At 51.6% G+C, this 17,861-nt stretch carries 15 protein-coding genes, 2 pseudogenes and 1 other annotated feature; of the genes and pseudogenes, 11 read left to right on the top strand and 6 right to left on the bottom strand.

Going from position 1 to position 17,861, the window contains the following annotated elements; translation table 11 throughout:
* The first annotated feature begins 227 nt into the window (after positions 1-227).
* From SF1194 to prrA, 6 genes and pseudogenes are all read left to right on the top strand, one after another.
* Positions 228-1,250, top strand: a complete 1,023-nt coding sequence (locus SF1194; RefSeq protein NP_707101.2) for an ABC transporter ATP-binding protein — start codon at positions 228-230, stop codon at positions 1,248-1,250.
* Entirely contained in the window at positions 1,250-2,230 is a 981-nt protein-coding gene (locus SF1193; protein NP_707100.1) for an iron ABC transporter permease, read from the top strand. Before SF1194 ends, SF1193 begins: the two co-directional genes overlap by 1 nt.
* Positions 2,227-2,985, top strand: a complete 759-nt coding sequence (locus SF1192; RefSeq protein NP_707099.1) for a ferric enterobactin ABC transporter ATP-binding protein — start codon at positions 2,227-2,229, stop codon at positions 2,983-2,985. Before SF1193 ends, SF1192 begins: the two co-directional genes overlap by 4 nt.
* Before the next feature lie 9 nt (positions 2,986-2,994).
* On the top strand, positions 2,995-3,804 hold the full coding sequence (locus SF1191) for a hypothetical protein (RefSeq protein NP_707098.1): 810 nt from the start codon (positions 2,995-2,997) through the stop codon (positions 3,802-3,804).
* Positions 3,804-4,658, top strand: coding sequence for a molybdenum transport protein ModD (modD, locus tag SF1190; protein ID NP_707097.2), 855 nt, complete (start codon positions 3,804-3,806; stop codon positions 4,656-4,658). The genes SF1191 and modD overlap by 1 nt, the downstream gene beginning before the upstream one ends.
* 4 nt (positions 4,659-4,662) lie before the next feature.
* Positions 4,663-6,638: a sequence feature ('Similar to Escherichia coli O157:H7 EDL933 outer membrane receptor, probably tonB dependent ref: NP_287437.1 (656 aa). BLAST with identity of 98% in 659 aa. This CDS contains an in-frame stop codon. The sequence has been checked and is believed to be correct.'), on the top strand.
* Positions 4,663-6,638: pseudogene (prrA, locus tag SF1189) on the top strand. Its footprint overlaps the feature before it by 1,976 nt.
* A gap of 49 nt (positions 6,639-6,687) precedes the next feature.
* Here prrA and ymgE read toward each other — a convergent pair.
* Complete coding sequence (gene ymgE, locus SF1188; RefSeq protein NP_707096.2) at positions 6,688-6,942, bottom strand: hypothetical protein; 255 nt, start codon at positions 6,940-6,942, stop codon at positions 6,688-6,690.
* 200 nt (positions 6,943-7,142) lie between these two features.
* On the opposite strand from ymgE, the gene SF1187 reads away from it, so the two are divergent.
* Positions 7,143-7,877, top strand: coding sequence for a hypothetical protein (locus SF1187; protein NP_707095.1), 735 nt, complete (start codon positions 7,143-7,145; stop codon positions 7,875-7,877).
* A gap of 1 nt (position 7,878) precedes the next feature.
* Here SF1187 and mltE (SF1186) read toward each other — a convergent pair whose 3' ends face one another.
* Together mltE (SF1186) and SF1185 are read right to left on the bottom strand one after the other, a co-directional pair.
* Positions 7,879-8,394: a lytic murein endotransglycosylase E gene (gene mltE, locus SF1186; protein ID NP_707094.1), complete on the bottom strand. Its 516-nt coding sequence runs from the start codon at positions 8,392-8,394 to the stop codon at positions 7,879-7,881.
* A 136-nt stretch (positions 8,395-8,530) separates the two neighbouring features.
* The gene (locus SF1185) at positions 8,531-8,818 is read right to left on the bottom strand and encodes a hypothetical protein (RefSeq protein NP_707093.1); all 288 of its coding nucleotides are present in this window, start codon (positions 8,816-8,818) and stop codon (positions 8,531-8,533) included.
* 167 nt (positions 8,819-8,985) lie between these two features.
* On the opposite strand from SF1185, the gene ycgR reads away from it, so the two are divergent.
* On the top strand, positions 8,986-9,720 hold the full coding sequence (ycgR, locus tag SF1184) for a hypothetical protein (protein ID NP_707092.1): 735 nt from the start codon (positions 8,986-8,988) through the stop codon (positions 9,718-9,720).
* Between the two features lies 1 nt (position 9,721).
* Here the strand turns inward: ycgR and mltE (SF1183) are convergent, their stop codons facing one another.
* Entirely contained in the window at positions 9,722-10,381 is a 660-nt protein-coding gene (gene mltE, locus SF1183; protein NP_707091.1) for a lytic murein endotransglycosylase E, read from the bottom strand.
* 70 nt (positions 10,382-10,451) lie between these two features.
* Here mltE (SF1183) and ldcA point away from each other — a divergent pair, with 70 nt between their 5' ends.
* From ldcA to SF1180, 3 genes and pseudogenes are all read left to right on the top strand, one after another.
* On the top strand, positions 10,452-11,348 hold the full coding sequence (gene ldcA / locus SF1182) for a L,D-carboxypeptidase A (protein NP_707090.1): 897 nt from the start codon (positions 10,452-10,454) through the stop codon (positions 11,346-11,348).
* A 220-nt stretch (positions 11,349-11,568) separates the two neighbouring features.
* On the top strand, positions 11,569-13,179 hold the full coding sequence (locus SF1181; RefSeq protein NP_707089.4) for a hypothetical protein: 1,611 nt from the start codon (positions 11,569-11,571) through the stop codon (positions 13,177-13,179).
* Between the two features lie 726 nt (positions 13,180-13,905).
* Positions 13,906-15,204, top strand: a pseudogene (locus tag SF1180).
* 167 nt (positions 15,205-15,371) lie between these two features.
* On the opposite strand, the gene dadX reads toward SF1180, so the two are convergent.
* Both dadX and dadA read right to left on the bottom strand, forming a co-directional pair.
* Complete coding sequence (gene dadX, locus SF1179) at positions 15,372-16,442, bottom strand: alanine racemase (RefSeq protein NP_707087.1); 1,071 nt, start codon at positions 16,440-16,442, stop codon at positions 15,372-15,374.
* 9 nt (positions 16,443-16,451) lie between these two features.
* Complete coding sequence (gene dadA, locus SF1178) at positions 16,452-17,750, bottom strand: D-amino acid dehydrogenase small subunit (protein ID NP_707086.2); 1,299 nt, start codon at positions 17,748-17,750, stop codon at positions 16,452-16,454.
* Positions 17,751-17,861: the final 111 nt, after the last annotated feature.

Raw genomic sequence — 17,861 nt, 5'->3', positions numbered from 1 at the left:
GGACGATAAAAAAACAATAATGTCATTCATATTTAAATAATTTAGCCTTAAATGATTTAAATAATATTAGCCACCTGATAAATACATTTTTAATGATAGAGAGGGTCAACAGGCTTGCGGAAGTCGTCACATCTTCATGTTTTCAATAGCTAAACTTTGATATTGAACATGATTTTTATCGATATATATGAAAGTATATATCGATTTTACTTTTCAGGATGTTCACCATGCCCATAACCAGACGGACGTTTGCGCAGGCACTTGCATCTACCCTGCTCCTGCAGTCTCTACCGTCCTTTTCACAAACAGTTAATCGTTTTGCTTCGCAATCTCTTCCCGAAGCCCAAAACATTACACGCATCGTCAGCGCAGGCGCGCCCGCCGATTTGCTCTTGCTGGCTGTCGCGCCAGAAAAAATGGTCGGTTTTTCCTCTTTTGATTTTGCCCGTCAGGCATTAATTCCATTGCCAGAGCACATTCGCCAGTTACCCAGGCTGGGACGACTCGCCGGGCGCGCCAGCACACTATCGCTGGAAGGGCTTATGGCGTTACATCCCGATTTGGTCGTTGATTGCGGCAATACGGATGAAACCTTGATCTCCCAGGCACGGCAGGTTAGCGAACAGACACAAATCCCCTGGTTATTGCTTAACGGAAAACTGGCGCAATCAGCAGAACAGTTAACAACGCTTGGCAAAACGTTAGGCGAAGAGCACCGCGCCGCAGAACAAGCCAATCTCGCCAGCCACTTCGTTGGTGAAGCTCAGGCATTCGCCACCTCACCCGCCGCTAACCTCCGCTTTTATGCTGCGCGCGGTCCCCGAGGGCTGGAAACGGGCTTACAGGGTTCGTTGCATACCGAGGCGGCGGAATTATTAGGTTTGCACAACGTCGCGCAAATAGCCGATCGCCACGGCCTGACACAGGTTTCCATGGAAAATCTCCTGCGCTGGCAGCCGGATATTATTCTGGTTCAGGAGGCCGTTACTGCAGATTTTATTCGTCGTGATCCTCTCTGGCAGGGCGTGAAAGCCGTTGCGGAACAACGCATCTTATTTTTAAGTGGCTTGCCCTTTGGCTGGCTCGATGCCCCGCCGGGAATCAACCGTCTTCTGGGATTACGCAGACTTCACGCCTGGCTGGATCCCGCCATCAATCGCCAGTTTAAAAGTGACATGCAGCATTACGCCCAACTGTTCTGGCATTGTTCACTCAGTGATGCCGACTATCAAAAATTGGTGGCGAGCTAATGAGAATCGTAAACGGATGTATTTTGCTGCTGGCAGCTATCAGTATCACTTTTGCCGCCGTAAGTGGGGCTTATCATCTCGATATGCAGCAACTGCTGGCGCTAATTCTTCGTCAAGAAAATGAGTCTGTGCAGGAACAAATTGTCTTCTGGCAAATCCGCGTGCCGCGTATTCTTGCTGCGCTGTTACTGGGCGCAGCGCTGGCAGGAGCCGGAACCACCTATCAGGGAATGTTGCGTAATCCCTTAGTTTCACCGGATATTTTAGGCGTCTCCGCCGGTGCCGGACTTGGTGCCTGCGCGGCAATCCTGTGGGGATTACCCATTGTTTACATCCAGCTGTACGCATTTTGCGGCGGGCTGATGGTGGTCGCGGGCGTCTGGTTGATTACGCGTCGGGTGACCCGCCACGATCCGATCTTAACCCTGGTGCTGGTAGGCATTGCGTTAGGAACGTTGTGCGGAGCGGGGATATCGCTAATTAAAACGCTGGCCGATCCTTACACCCAGTTACCGTCAATTACCTTCTGGTTGCTGGGGGGACTGTCCACCGTGACCTTACGCGATCTCTGCTATGCTGCACCGATCATTCTCATAGGCTCCTTGCCCCTGTTTTTTCTCCGCTGGCGCATGAATTTACTCACGCTTTCCGACGACGAAGCCCGTTCGCTGGGACTGAACGTGACGCGTCTGCGCTTTGGATTGATTGTCTGCGCCACACTAATCACCGCCAGCACGGTAGCAATAGCGGGCATAATTGGTTGGATCGGTCTGGTCGTTCCGCACATTGCCCGCTTGTTGACCGGTCATAACCATCAGCAGCTGTTGCCTATGGCAATGTGTACTGGCGCTATTCTGCTCCTGCTTACCGATACGCTGGCGCGCAGCATTGGAACAACAGAAATCCCACTTGGCATTCTGACCGCTTTTGTTGGCGCACCGTTTTTCCTGCTTTTGTTGTTACGCGGAGGTCGCCAGTGACTTTGCTTGCCGTTCGTCATGCGTCTCTGGGTTACTCCCGCCATCCAGTGCTACGCGACGTGTCCTTCACCCTGTCGCAAGGAACAATTTGTTGTCTGCTTGGCGCGAATGGTTGCGGCAAAACCACACTCATGCGCTCCATTCTTGGCGTTATACCGTTATTAAAAGGCGAGATCCTACTGGATAGCCTCTCTGTGCAGACACTCAGCCATCGCCAGCGCGCACAGGCTATTGCCTGGGTGCCGCAGGCGCACGACGGTATTTTTGCTTTCAGTGTGCTGGATATGGTGTTGATGGGCCTGGCCCCCACCATAGGCGCTTTTTCCGTTCCCGGTAAGCAAGAACGCCTGAAAGCCACGGAGCAACTGGAAAAGCTGGGCATTTTGCATCTGGCGACACGACGCTGGAATACGCTTAGCGGCGGTGAACGTCAGCTGGCTTTAATCGCCCGTGCACTCGTCCAACAACCGCGCTTGTTGTTACTGGATGAGCCCGCCTCCAGCCTCGATTTCGGTCATCAGATCCAACTTCTGGACACGCTGGCGCAGCTCAAAAATAACGGCATGACAATGTTAATGTCGACTCACCATACGCTCCATGCCAACGCCATTGCCGACAGCATTATCCAAGTAGAGCCAGATGGACGAGTAACACAAGGCTTACCGACCGAACAGTTAACAACGAACAAACTGGCGGCCCTGTATCGGGTTTCTGCCGACCAAATTCATCATCACCTCTCTGCAATTAGCCGCTAAGGAACAATCATGCTCATTGATGATATTGATTTTGCAGACCTTTATCTGCAGCAACTCAAACTGGCTCACCGCACAGAAAAAACGCCCGATCACTGGGATCAACGGGCGGAGAAAATGGCGGAAAATTGCGCCTCGCCAACGGACAGCTACCTGCAACAACTGATCGCTAAAATTGACCTGCAAGGCGCTCAGACCTTATTCGATATGGGCTGCGGACCAGGCACCGTATCGCTGGCGCTGGCTGACAAACTCACTACGGTTTATGGCGTTGATTACAGTCAGGGGATGCTGAACGTTGCCGCCCGCCGCGCCGCCGCACTGAAGGCTGACAATGTCCACTGGATCCAGCGCGCCTGGGAAGAGGACTGGAGTGACCTGCCACGCTGCGATATTGCCGTAGCTTCCCGCTCCACTCTGGTGGCTGATATGCGCCATGCAATGAGCAAACTGAATAATCAGGCACGGCTTCGCGTCTATACAACTCATCTGGTCAGCACCTCGTTCGTCTCTCCAGCCATTCAGCGGGCGGCTGGTCGGGAAGTGATCGAATTACCCAACTATATCTTTGCGCTCAACGTCCTGTATCAGATGGGAATTTATGCCCACGTTGATTTTATCCGTGGACAAAATTGCCAACAGGATAACAGCACCTGGGAACGTTTTGAGCAGAACGTCAGCTGGAGTCTTGGCGCGCTTAACGACGATGAGCGTGAGCGGTTATATCACTGGTATCAACAACAAGATGCTCGTGCCCTCGCCCCTGCCAGCCGCGACTGGGCGCTCATCTGGTGGGATAGCGTACCGCAGGAGGCACTGTGATGATTTTCCTTTCTCAGGCACAAATCGATGCGTTACTGCTGGAAGATATCCAGGGAGGTGACCTGACCACGCGAGCATTAAATATTGGACACCAGCCTGGCTATATAGCGTTTTTTCACCGTCAGGGCGGCTGCGTCAGCGGCGTTTCTGTCGCGTGTAAGATGTTAACTACGCTGGGATTAACTATTGATGACGCGGTCAGCGACGGTTCACAAGCGAACGCGGGTCAACGGCTAATCCGTGCGCAGGGTAATGCCGCAGCACTTCATCAGGGATGGAAGGCAGTCCAGAATGTGCTGGAGTGGAGTTGCGGTGTTTCTGATTATCTCGCTCAAATGCTGGCATTGCTTCGTGAACGTTATCCTGACGGCAATATCGCCTGCACCCGAAAAGCAATTCCGGGCACCCGCTTACTGGCTTCGCAGGCAATTCTGGCTGCCGGAGGACTAATTCATCGTGCCGGATGTGCGGAAACCATATTATTGTTTGCCAACCACCGCCATTTTCTTCATGACAATCAGGGCTGGTCAGGCGCAATCGCTCAGTTACGTCGCCACGCACCCGAGAAGAAAATTGTTGTTGAAGCCGACACGCCGAAAGAGGCTATCGCCGCGTTACGCGCACAACCAGACGTACTTCAGCTCGACAAATTTAGTCCGCAACAGGCAACTGAAATTGCGCAAATAGCGCCGTCGCTGGCTCCTCACTGCACGCTGGCTCTGACCGGCGGAATTAATCTGACGACACTCAAAAATTACCTCGACTGCGGCATTCGCCTTTTTATTACCTCCGCGCCTTATTACGCGGCACCAGCTGACATTAAAGTCAGTCTGCAACCCACAGCCTCTATTTAATTCTTTGTTAAACGGAATTTATTCTATGAGACTCAAAAAACGTTATCTCTGCACAGCATTATCACTTGCCTTTACCCAGCAGGCCGTAGCGGCTCAGGAGAGCGACACGCTGACCGTATGGTCCAGTCCGGTATCATCGACGACGACCACCGTTCTCGATCAACCCACCATGAAGGCCTTGGATAAACAGAATGTCGCTCAGGCATTAAGTGTCGTCCCCGGCGTGGTGCTGCAAAAGTCAGGCAGCCGCAACGAAGAACAGGTAAAAGTTCGTGGCTTTGATAGTCGGCAGGTGCCGGTCTATTTCGACGGTGTGCCCATTTATGTCCCCTATGACGGCAACCTCGATCTGGCGCGGATTCTGACCAACAATCTGGGGGCAGTCGAAGTTTCCAAAGGGTATTCGTCGCTGCTTCATGGGCCTAATCAGATGGGCGGAGCCATTAATATCACCACCCTGAAGAAGCAAGTCTGGGATATCGCCAGGGATGGAGCCGTAGTCAGGACAATGCCTACGATATGCATGCTTCATTTGCCGCCAGCAGCGATCTTGGGTATTTGCAAGTCAGCGGTAGCCAGCTAAAGCAGGATTTTCTCGGCCTGCCGCATGGTGTAAATAATGATATTGCAGGCAAACACGGCAAGATGATTAATTCATCGGCTGATGATAAACGCGGCATTGTGAAGCTCGGTTTTACACCGCGCGAAAACGATGAATACACGCTGACTTACATTAAGCAGGATGGTGAAAAAGATAACCCGCCATACAGCGGAAATTGTGGTCAAAAATCACGCTACTGGCAGTGGCCAGAGTATGACAAAGAAAGTTTTTATTATCAGGGAGCGACCCAACTAAACGACCGTTTTACCCTGAAAAGTCGGCTGTATCGCGACACCTTTGAAAATACGCTGATGATGTACAACTCGCTGGCTGATTTGAAAAATAAAAAAGGCAGCTACAGCCATTATTCCGATTACAGCGACGGTGCCGGATTACAACTGGCAGCCGATGTGCGTGAAAACGATCTGCTGTCGTTTGCCGTTAACTGGAAAGATGACGTACACTGGGAAAAAGGTGCGCCGCACGCCGCTTACGATCGCTATGAAGATCGTACCTGGTCGCTCGCCAGTGAATATCAATGGGCTGCTGCTGATAATGTCGATGTCGTGGCGGGAATCAGCTATGACTGGCGCGATAGCGTAGAAGCGAAAAAACACGAGAAAGATGGCAGCATCACCCATTATGACGACAACAATCAGTCAGCTTTTAACTGGCAGGTGATGGGGAAATACCACTTTGCCAATGAAGACACTCTGGCGCTTTCGTACTATGACCGCACACGCTTTCCGACGCTGAAAGAACGCTATACCACATCCAAACCTGCGTATAACCAGATAGCGATTGTTAACCCGCAGCTCAAGCCGGAACGCGCTCGCGGGGTGGATTTAACCTGGAATGGTGCCTTCACGCGCGACTGGGGATTTGAGGTCAGCGTTTACTATAACCGGGTGAGTGATGCCATCCTCTCGCACAATATCAATGCCGATACCATTCAAAATCAGAACAGCGGCACGGTGGATTACAGCGGTCTGGATGCCGGTATTAAGGGGAAAATCAGCAATATACTGGATGTAGGATTGAGCTACGCTCTGATCCACGCTGACGCCAAACGCAAAGACATCGGCAAGATAACCGATCTTCCAACGCAGACAATGACCGCATGGATGACACTCAAACCATGGGAGCCGTTAAGCGTAACGCTGTCGGAAGAGGCGCGTTCCTCCAGCTACAGCAACAGTGACGGTTCACAAAAAGCCGCCGGTTTTGCGGTGACCCACATTCGAGCCGATTACACCTTAGGTCATGGCTTCAGCGTCAATGCGTCGGTCAATAACCTGTTTGATACCCAATATGCCTACAGTGAAGGGTTTATTGAAGAAGGTCGCAATTTCTGGGCAGGTGTCGAGTATACGTTCTGATGTGAAAGCGGATAGCGGCATCTGTATCGCTATCCGCCTTATGAAAATCTTATTCTCTTCGCAGGAGGCGGAATACGCCCAGCACCAGGATAGCGCCCACCACCGCCACCAGGAAGCTGTGCAAATTAAAACCGCTGATGGAGCCGTCAATGCCAAACATGGTCGCCAGCCAGCCGCCGACCACCGCACCGACTATCCCGAGAATACAGGTCAGGAAAAATCCACCACCATCACGCCCCGGCATGATTAGCTTGCCGATAATGCCGGCTATCAGGCCAAAAATAATCCAGGCAATAATTCCCATGTTCAGGCCCTCGTTTCGATGAATCGGTCGCAAGAAATGCTTACGTCAACGCTCTAAGTATAGGCAAGGGCGGGATCGATGCTGGGCGTTTGTCGGCTGATTTAAGAACAACATGTAAAAAATATTCACGCATTTGTATTAAGTTTTGTTAACTATGACCGATAAACCAAAGACAGTTTGTCAGTCAGGAGTTTTTCCGCGTGAGTCATTACCATGAGCAGTTCCTGAAACAAAATCCGTTAGCCGTCCTGGGCGTGTTACGCGATTTGCACAAAGCCGCAATTCCTTTGCGTCTCAGTTGGAATGGCGGGCAGCTGATCAGCAAAATACTGGCAATAACCCCGGATAAACTGGTGCTGGATTTCGGCAGTCAAGCCGAAGACAACATCGCCGTGCTAAAGGCACAGCACATTACCATTACCGCCGAAACTCAGGGTGCGAAAGTCGAGTTTACTGTTGAACAACTACAGCAGAGTGAATACTTGCAGCTTCCGGCATTTATTACCGTACCGCCTCCCACCTTATGGTTTGTACAACGACGCCGATATTTCCGCATCTCCGCCCCACTCCATCCGCCTTATTTTTGCCAGACCAAACTGGCGGATAACAGTACGTTACGTTTCCGCTTGTATGATTTGTCGTTAGGCGGCATGGGCGCATTACTGGAAACAGCAAAGCCTGCCGAATTACAAGAAGGTATGCGCTTCGCTCAAATTGAAGTCAACATGGGGCAATGGGGTGTTTTTCACTTTGACGCCCAGTTAATCTCCACCAGCGAGCGCAAAGTGATTGATGGCAAGAATGAAACCATCACCACTCCCCGTCTGAGCTTCCGTTTTCTTAACGTCAGCCCGACGGTGGAGCGGCAATTACAGCGGATTATTTTCTCTCTCGAGCGAGAAGCCCGGGAAAAAGCGGACAAAGTGCGCGACTGATTTACATCGCGTCCAGTGCCTGCTCAAGTTTGTAGATATAGCGCGGAGCCTGCGGCGCAGGATGATTTCGCGCTACGTGATCGAGGAACTCGTCAGCATCCAAATCGTTGATTTTGCTGATCGCCTTTTTCCGATCTGACGAGAAAGTCCGTAGCAGCGCACCTGCCCCGTTAGCGTATGACACCACCAGCGCATATTGCAGTACCTTCGGATCTTCAATGCCTGCCAGCGGGCCGGTTTCCAGAATATTCAGGTAAGCCGCCCCCATTGAAATATTACGCTCTGGATTTTTCAGCTCGCTGGTCGTCGGCTCACCACTCCAGCCCATACGGCGATAAACATCACGTCCGGAGGTTGAAGCTTTTAACTGCATCAAACCAATGGCATTCGATTTACTCACCGCGTTCGGATTACCACCCGATTCGATAGCGATAATCGCCGTGATCAATTGTGGATCGACGCCCCAGGCTGCACCGGCTTTCTGGCTTATTGGCATCCACTGCATCGCACGTTGCACCGGAACTTTCGCGTTCCACGGCGGGTTCGTATAGTCATGCTTTGATGAACAACCCGCTAATAAGCAGGTGTCGAGTATACGTTCTGATGTGAAAGCGGATAGCGGCATCTGTATCGCTATCCGCCTTATGAAAATCTTATTCTCTTCGCAGGAGGCGGAATACGCCCAGCACCAGGATAGCGCCCACCACCGCCACCAGGAAGCTGTGCAAATTAAAACCGCTGATGGAGCCGTCAATGCCAAACATGGTCGCCAGCCAGCCGCCGACCACCGCACCGACTATCCCGAGAATACAGGTCAGGAAAAATCCACCACCATCACGCCCCGGCATGATTAGCTTGCCGATAATGCCGGCTATCAGGCCAAAAATAATCCAGGCAATAATTCCCATGTTCAGGCCCTCGTTTCGATGAATCGGTCGCAAGAAATGCTTACGTCAACGCTCTAAGTATAGGCAAGGGCGGGATCGATGCTGGGCGTTTGTCGGCTGATTTAAGAACAACATGTAAAAAATATTCACGCATTTGTATTAAGTTTTGTTAACTATGACCGATAAACCAAAGACAGTTTGTCAGTCAGGAGTTTTTCCGCGTGAGTCATTACCATGAGCAGTTCCTGAAACAAAATCCGTTAGCCGTCCTGGGCGTGTTACGCGATTTGCACAAAGCCGCAATTCCTTTGCGTCTCAGTTGGAATGGCGGGCAGCTGATCAGCAAAATACTGGCAATAACCCCGGATAAACTGGTGCTGGATTTCGGCAGTCAAGCCGAAGACAACATCGCCGTGCTAAAGGCACAGCACATTACCATTACCGCCGAAACTCAGGGTGCGAAAGTCGAGTTTACTGTTGAACAACTACAGCAGAGTGAATACTTGCAGCTTCCGGCATTTATTACCGTACCGCCTCCCACCTTATGGTTTGTACAACGACGCCGATATTTCCGCATCTCCGCCCCACTCCATCCGCCTTATTTTTGCCAGACCAAACTGGCGGATAACAGTACGTTACGTTTCCGCTTGTATGATTTGTCGTTAGGCGGCATGGGCGCATTACTGGAAACAGCAAAGCCTGCCGAATTACAAGAAGGTATGCGCTTCGCTCAAATTGAAGTCAACATGGGGCAATGGGGTGTTTTTCACTTTGACGCCCAGTTAATCTCCACCAGCGAGCGCAAAGTGATTGATGGCAAGAATGAAACCATCACCACTCCCCGTCTGAGCTTCCGTTTTCTTAACGTCAGCCCGACGGTGGAGCGGCAATTACAGCGGATTATTTTCTCTCTCGAGCGAGAAGCCCGGGAAAAAGCGGACAAAGTGCGCGACTGATTTACATCGCGTCCAGTGCCTGCTCAAGTTTGTAGATATAGCGCGGAGCCTGCGGCGCAGGATGATTTCGCGCTACGTGATCGAGGAACTCGTCAGCATCCAAATCGTTGATTTTGCTGATCGCCTTTTTCCGATCTGACGAGAAAGTCCGTAGCAGCGCACCTGCCCCGTTAGCGTATGACACCACCAGCGCATATTGCAGTACCTTCGGATCTTCAATGCCTGCCAGCGGGCCGGTTTCCAGAATATTCAGGTAAGCCGCCCCCATTGAAATATTACGCTCTGGATTTTTCAGCTCGCTGGTCGTCGGCTCACCACTCCAGCCCATACGGCGATAAACATCACGTCCGGAGGTTGAAGCTTTTAACTGCATCAAACCAATGGCATTCGATTTACTCACCGCGTTCGGATTACCACCCGATTCGATAGCGATAATCGCCGTGATCAATTGTGGATCGACGCCCCAGGCTGCACCGGCTTTCTGGCTTATTGGCATCCACTGCATCGCACGTTGCACCGGAACTTTCGCGTTCCACGGCGGGTTCGTATAGTCATGCTTTGATGAACAACCCGCTAATAACCAATCAAAAAGGCAAACCATGTCAATTTCAATTCTTAAACCGGTATAGCCTGGAATCCCCGTTAAGGTTACAACGGGCACACCTAAGCGGCATTATATACATTTCGTTTCTGTTGTCAGCAAGGAATTGCCATGTCTCTGTTTCACTTAATTGCCCCATCGGGGTTACAGCATTAAACAGCACGCCGCGCTGCGTGGTATCCAGCGCCTTACCGACGCGGGGCATCAAGTCAATAACGTCGAGGTTATTGCCCGTCGTTGTGAGCGTTTTGCGGGTACGGAAACGGAGCGTCTGGAAGATCTCAATTCCCTTGCCAGACTGACTACCCCCAACACCATCGTGCTGGCTGTACGCGGCGGTTACGGTGCCAGTCGTTTACTGGCAGATATTGACTGGCAGGCACTGGTGGCTCGCCAACAACATGACCCGTTACTCATTTGCGGACATAGCGATTTTACCGCCATTCAGTGCGGTCTTCTGGCGCAAGGCAATGTCATCACCTTTAGCGGCCCCATGCTGGTAGCAAACTTTGGTGCGGATGAACTGAACGCCTTTACCGAGCACCATTTCTGGCTGGCGTTACGCAATGAAACCTTCACCATTGAATGGCAAGGGGAAGGCCCGACATGTCAGACCGAAGGCACGTTGTGGGGAGGCAATCTTGCGATGCTGATTTCACTGATTGGTACACCGTGGATGCCAAAAATTGAGAACGGTATTCTGGTGCTGGAAGATATTAACGTGCACCCTTTCCGCGTCGAACGTATGCTGTTGCAGCTCTATCATGCGGGAATTTTGCCACGTCAGAAGGCGATTATTCTCGGTAGCTTTAGCGGCAGCACGCCCAATGATTATGACGCAGGTTACAACCTGGAGTCAGTGTACGCGTTTTTGCGTTCCCGCCTGTCGATTCCACTCATTACCGGCCTCGATTTTGGTCATGAACAACGCACGGTTACGCTGCCGTTGGGCGCACATGCCATTCTGAATAACACCCGGGAAGGCGCTCAGTTGACGATTAGCGGTCATCCTGTTCTTAAAATGTAAAAAAATCACGCTTCAGGGCTAAGTAAAACGCTGTCTCTGCCGCTAATATGGTACGGTTTATATAAGAGACAGCGTAATCAGGAGTAACCGACCATTGGATGCCACAACAATAATTAGCCTTTTCATCTTAGGATCCATCCTTGTCACCAGCAGTATATTACTTAGTTCATTTTCTTCCCGTCTTGGCATTCCTATTCTGGTTATTTTTCTGGCGATCGGCATGCTGGCGGGAGTCGATGGCGTCGGCGGTATCCCGTTTGATAATTACCCCTTCGCCTACATGGTAAGTAACCTGGCGCTGGCGATTATTTTGCTCGACGGCGGGATGCGCACTCAGGCCAGTTCCTTTCGTGTGGCGTTAGGACCGGCGCTGTCGCTGGCGACGCTGGGCGTACTTATCACCTCTGGTTTAACCGGCATGATGGCGGCGTGGCTGTTTAATCTTGATTTGATTGAAGGCTTATTAATCGGCGCTATCGTCGGCTCCACCGATGCTGCAGCGGTCTTTTCTCTGCTGGGTGGTAAGGGGCTTAACGAACGTGTTGGCTCGACGCTGGAAATTGAATCCGGCAGTAATGATCCAATGGCGGTCTTTCTGACGATTACCCTGATTGCAATGATCCAGCAGCATGAAAGCAGTGTCAGTTGGATGTTCGTGGTCGATATTCTGCAGCAATTTGGCCTCGGGATTGTCATCGGTCTTGGCGGTGGTTATTTACTGCTGCAAATGATTAATCGCATCGCCCTGCCTGCCGGATTATATCCATTGCTGGCATTAAGCGGCGGTATTTTAATTTTTGCTTTAACCACGGCGCTGGAAGGCAGCGGTATTCTGGCTGTTTATCTGTGCGGTTTTCTGCTGGGTAATCGGCCGATTCGCAACCGCTACGGCATCCTGCAAAATTTCGACGGCCTCGCCTGGCTGGCGCAAATCGCCATGTTCCTGGTGCTGGGGCTATTGGTTAACCCAAGCGATCTGCTGCCTATTGCCATTCCGGCGCTCATTTTGTCGGCATGGATGATATTCTTCGCCCGTCCCCTTTCGGTATTTGCTGGATTGCTCCCTTTCCGCGGTTTCAATCTGCGTGAGCGCGTGTTTATCAGCTGGGTGGGATTACGCGGCGCGGTGCCAATCATCCTAGCCGTGTTCCCGATGATGGCGGGGCTGGAGAATGCGCGACTGTTCTTTAATGTCGCCTTCTTTGTGGTTCTGGTTTCACTGCTCTTGCAGGGAACATCACTCTCGTGGGCGGCGAAAAAAGCCAAAGTGGTGGTTCCGCCCGTCGGACGTCCGGTGTCACGCGTTGGCCTGGATATTCATCCGGAAAATCTGTGGGAGCAGTTTGTTTATCAATTGAGTGCTGATAAATGGTGTGTAGGTGCGGCACTGCGCGATTTGCATATGCCAAAAGAGACGCGTATTGCAGCCCTGTTTCGTGATAACCAGTTGCTTCATCCTACCGGCAGCACCCGACTGCGCGAAGGCGATGTATTGTGTGTAATTGGTCGGGAACGCGATCTCCCGGCGCTCGGTAAACTGTTCAGCCAGTCGCCACCGGTCGCGCTGGATCAACGCTTCTTTGGTGACTTCATTCTCGAAGCCAGCGCCAAATATGCTGATGTTGCGCTGATATATGGCCTGGAAGACGGGCGAGAATATCGTGATAAACAGCAAACGCTGGGTGAAATTGTCCAGCAGTTGCTAGGCGCGGCACCGGTTGTCGGTGACCAGGTAGAGTTTGCCGGGATGATCTGGACGGTGGCCGAGAAAGAAGATAATGAAGTGTTGAAGATTGGCGTTCGGGTGGCTGAAGAGGAAGCTGAATCTTAAATTTAATGCAGCATCTATCGCCGGATGCGATGCTTTACTGAACGCAGCCTGAGCCTGTAATAAACTTGTCATTTCCTGATTTTGATATGCTCATCCCAACATCAGAAGAAGGTTAAATTATGGATGACAAACCATTGCAGGCTCTGGCTAATGAACTCAAAACACCGGCTCAAGAAAGTCAGCGTAAGGGCTTTTTCCGACTGTAACAGGTAATAAAAACCAGCCCCGCATTACCGGTCAACCATCAGGGGCCCCTGCCTGACATCGCCTGAACATATTCCCCCACGCAACCTGCCGCACTGACATAGCCCACACAATAGGCGTTTCATCCGCCTGTAGCACCGGATGCATGAGCGATTTCTTATAGTTATTCCTTTGCTTAATAACGATTATTTCCGGGTCGTTCACTCTCGTATTTTCTTTAATACGTCAGAGCTACCTAGGCCGTAATACAGCATGTACCAGACCCGACACGGCATTTCTGACCAGGAAAAAAGTCAACGATGAGTAGTGATATCAGCGCAAATGACGTCCTGTGGCTCCTTTGCGGTGACCACATTCACGTCTCCGGCGCTGCCAGAGGATATTTATTTCAAGGAAACGTAGCATTATGGCTAGCTTTAAAGACATCTGCCCATTCGCCCCCGCCATTCCCCCATCTTCCGTTAACCCAGGCGTACGACGCCCGCCAGGGCGGCTCTTCTCAAGAATCAAATTTTGCAGAACATGAAGTATCTCAGCCCGCAAAAATTCAGCTGGGGTGATGCCCCCTGGCAGATCATTGACCTCAGTATCGCGGGCAAAGTGAACATACAGGTGGACAACAATACCATCATCACGTTGGGGACTCGTCTGAATCAGCAACATAACGAGTTCATGATGGTCGCCAAATGGTGCGAATGGGCTATACAGCAGGATGGTTTGCAAGAAAACCTGCAAAAAAACCTGTACGAAATCCTGGAAGAAAACCAGCAAAACAAACAGTCAGAAATTCCCCAAGAAGACCTGAAAGAAAGTCTGGAAGAAATCAAGGAAAATATCCTGGAAGAAAACCTGCCAGCAAGCCGGATTGAAAACCGGGCAGAAGCATTGCGCAGAATGAAGGAATGTCTCATTACAAGACGGAGTATGCTCAATCTTAGCAACCTGGGATTGACTTCACTCCCTGAGAATTTGCCTCCACATCTGATTGAATTTTACTGCAGTAAAAACGTGTTGACCGCGTTACCGAAGGTGATGCCAAAGTGGCTGCTGGTGCTTGACTGTACAGATAACGTCTTGATCTTGTTACCGAAGGTGCAGCCCTCAAAACTGATGGTACTGAAGTGCTATGAAAACAGTATTATCTGGCTGCCTGAGCTGTCGACTAACCTGAGAGTGATTAACTGTTCTGAAAACTTCTTGCAATTTTTACCGCCGTCGATGCCCCAGTACCTGTATAAACTATCCTGTGCCGGCAACAATATTAACTCAATACCTGATGAGATGCTGGAGAACTTGACTCGCCTGAAAGTATTTGACTGTTCTAGTAACGATTTGATCTCTTCACCACGGCTGCCGCCCAAACTAATAATTTACTACTGTGGAGAAAACAAGTTTAAAACGGTACAGGTGCCGCAGCCCCAGAGCCTGAAGGTGTTTGACTGTAATGGTAACCCGTGGGACAAAGACAATTTACCGACGCTGCTCAAAGCCGTCGAGGGCCTGAAAAAACAGCAGGGCCTGAAGGACCTTTTGGACTTTTTGCACAAGGAAGGCTAGGTTGACCTGGAAGGACTCGAGGAGCTGGAGGACCTTATGGATCTGGAGTTCCTGGATGACCCGGAACTCCTGGAGCGCGTGAAGGTACAGGAGGACCTGGAGCTCCTGGATCAACAGTTGGGCCTGTTGAGTCTGGAAAGACAACAGGACTCGCAGCCTGTTAATCAACAATCTGAACATGAACCCGAATCTGCATCAAGGGTGAAGCGTGATTTATCTGAAGTCGACTCCGAGTCAACAATGAAGCGTAAGCGTTTTATGTAGAACGCCTGTGCGGCGAGTTCAGGTTCCGGGGAAATAGTGTCCATTCTTTTAATGGACACTATCATGGGCAATGGCTCTGTCACATTAACAACTACAGTTGCTGACCAGCCGGATGGATGATTTTTTCGCAACCAGAAGACGCTGCCTCCGATCCGGCTTACAACAAGTTACACTGTCACAACCGGGACGCGTAACGCCAGTGCGCACATCAACTCATAGCCCACCGTTCCGGCAGCGGCGGCGACATCATCAATTTTGATCTCCTTGCCCCACAGCTCAACCGGCGTACCAATCCCCGCCTGCGGGCAAGGCGTTAAATCAACCGCCAGCATATCCATCGAGACGGTCCCCACCGTCATGGTGCGCACGCCGTCCACTAAAACAGGAGCACCGGTAGGCGCATGGCGCGGATAACCGTCGGCGTATCCTGCGGCGACAATGCCGATTCGCTGTTCATCGCGCGCAGTATAGCGACCGCCGTAGCCCACACGCTCGCCCGCTTTTAGCGTCTGGACACCAATAATCTCACTGCTTAGCGTCATCACCGGACGTAATCCGGTATTGGCGATATCACGCCACTGACCGGACGGCGAAGCGCCATACAAAATAATGCCAGGCCGAACCCAGTCAAAATGCGCTTCCGGGTGCCACAGAGTCGCCGCCGAATTGGACAACGAACGCCGACACTCCAGCCCCTCCGCCGCCTGCTCAATACGCGCCATCGCGCCGGAAATTCCATCAGGATGTTCCGCTTCAGCAAAATGCGACATCAGGGTCATTTCGCCAACATTCGCCATTGCCCGCAACTGCTGCCAGACGGTAAGCACGCGATCGGACTGGAAGCCCAACCGATTCATCCCACTGTTCACTTTAAGATAAATATCCAACGGTGCTTTTAGCCGCGCATTTTGCAGTGCTTTGAGCTGCCAGTTGCTGTGTACGCAGGTGGTCAGGCGGTGCTGGTCATAAATCTCCAGATCCTGAGCATGGAAAAATCCTTCCAGCATCAGGATCGGCCCCTTCCAGCCGCGCTCACGTAACGTTATTGCCTCTTCCAGGTTAAGTAATGCAAAGCCATCGGTGGCCCCGAGCGCGCTCCAGATACGCTCAATACCATGCCCGTAAGCGTTCGCTTTTACCACCGACCAGACGCGCGCGTGCGGCGCGGCCTGGCGGACAATGGACAGATTCTGTTTTAATGCCTGCAGATCGAGGCTGGCCTGTATCGGACGGGTCATCTCGTTTCCTTAGCTGTGTGCGCCATGTAAATGGCCCGGACGTGATGGCGTAAATCCACGGCTGTAGCGCGCTACGCTTAGATCCTCATATGGGATCGCTGGCGTGCGACCAGAGAGCAGATCGCTTAACAACTGACCGGAACCGCAAGCCATCGTCCAGCCGAGCGTGCCGTGACCGGTATTCAGCCACAGATTTTTAAAGCGTGTACTCCCGACAACCGGCGTACCGTCTGGCGTCATCGGGCGCAAACCCGTCCAGAAAGTCGCCTGCTCGACATGACCGCCGCGTGGATAGAGATCGCGAACCACCATTTCCAGCGTTTCACGACGCGGTTGCAACAGCTCGGTGTTAAAACCAACAATTTCCGCCATTCCGCCAACACGAATGCGGTTATCGAAACGGGTAATGGCGATTTTGTAGGTTTCATCAAGAATGGTGGATACTGGCGCACCATCTTCCTGCGCAATTGGAATAGTCAGCGAGTAGCCTTTCAGCGGATACACCGGAATATCAACAATGCCTTTGAGCATCGCCGTCGAGTAAGAACCAAACGCCATCACATACGCATCGGCCTTAATCACTTCATCGCCAAACTTCACGCCGTAGATTTGCTCGCCGTCGCAAAGCAGTTGGTCAACGGGCGTATTAAAGCGGAATTTAACCCCCGCCTGCTCTGCCATCCGCGCCAGATTCTGGGTAAACAGCTGGCAGTCTCCGGTTTCATCATTGGGTAACTGCAGGCCGCCCGTCAGTTTGTGCGCTACTTCTGCCAGCGCGGGATCCACTTCCGCCAGGCGGCTGGATTCCAGCAGCTGATACGGTACGCCGGCATCTTCCAGCACGGCGATATCGCGGGTCGCATTTTCATACTGTTGTTCGGTACGGAACAGTTGCAGCGTCCCACCCTGACGCCCTTCATACTGAATATTGGTTTCGGCGCGCAATGCTTTCAGGCAATCACGGCTGTATTCCGCCAGACGCACCATCCGCCCTTTGTTTTCCATGTAGTGGCTGGTGTCGCAGTTACGTAACATTTGCCACATCCATTTCAACTGAAACTGCGTACCGTCGAGACGAACCGCCAGCGGCGCATGGCGCTGGAACATCCATTTAATCGCTTTTAAAGGCACACCTGGTGCTGCCCACGGTGCAGCATATCCGGGGGAGATTTGCCCGGCATTCGCGGCACTGGTTTCCAGGGCGGCCCCCGGCTCCCGATCAATGACGGTGACCTCATGTCCTGCCTGATTTAAGTACCAGGCGCTGGCAACGCCTACCACACCACTTCCCAGTATGACAACTCGCATAGCCACTCCGATAACGGTAGATACAGTAAAAGAATAATAATCTAATTACATCTTGATAACTCAGTTGAAAATATTATTCAACATACGGCTTTTTTATGGTGAGCTGACTCA

Source organism: Shigella flexneri 2a str. 301 (genome assembly GCF_000006925.2).
Taxonomy (GTDB): domain Bacteria; phylum Pseudomonadota; class Gammaproteobacteria; order Enterobacterales; family Enterobacteriaceae; genus ECMA0423.
Note: the sequence above shows the minus strand (reverse complement) of the source record. Positions and strands in the feature narration are given on the sequence as shown.

What these genes read in the sequence shown, in the direction of transcription:
- SF1194 (NP_707101.2), top strand. Translation starts at nt 228, where the DNA reads ATGCCCATAACCAGACGGACGTTTGCGCAGGCACTTGCATCTACCCTG.
- SF1193 (NP_707100.1), top strand. Translation starts at nt 1,250, where the DNA reads ATGAGAATCGTAAACGGATGTATTTTGCTGCTGGCAGCTATCAGTATC.
- SF1191 (NP_707098.1), top strand. Translation starts at nt 2,995, where the DNA reads ATGCTCATTGATGATATTGATTTTGCAGACCTTTATCTGCAGCAACTC.
- modD (NP_707097.2), top strand. Translation starts at nt 3,804, where the DNA reads ATGATTTTCCTTTCTCAGGCACAAATCGATGCGTTACTGCTGGAAGAT.
- ymgE (NP_707096.2), bottom strand. Translation starts at nt 6,942, where the DNA reads ATGGGAATTATTGCCTGGATTATTTTTGGCCTGATAGCCGGCATTATC.
- SF1181 (NP_707089.4), top strand. Translation starts at nt 11,569, where the DNA reads ATGCTGGCGGGAGTCGATGGCGTCGGCGGTATCCCGTTTGATAATTAC.
- dadX (NP_707087.1), bottom strand. Translation starts at nt 16,442, where the DNA reads ATGACCCGTCCGATACAGGCCAGCCTCGATCTGCAGGCATTAAAACAG.
- dadA (NP_707086.2), bottom strand. Translation starts at nt 17,750, where the DNA reads ATGCGAGTTGTCATACTGGGAAGTGGTGTGGTAGGCGTTGCCAGCGCC.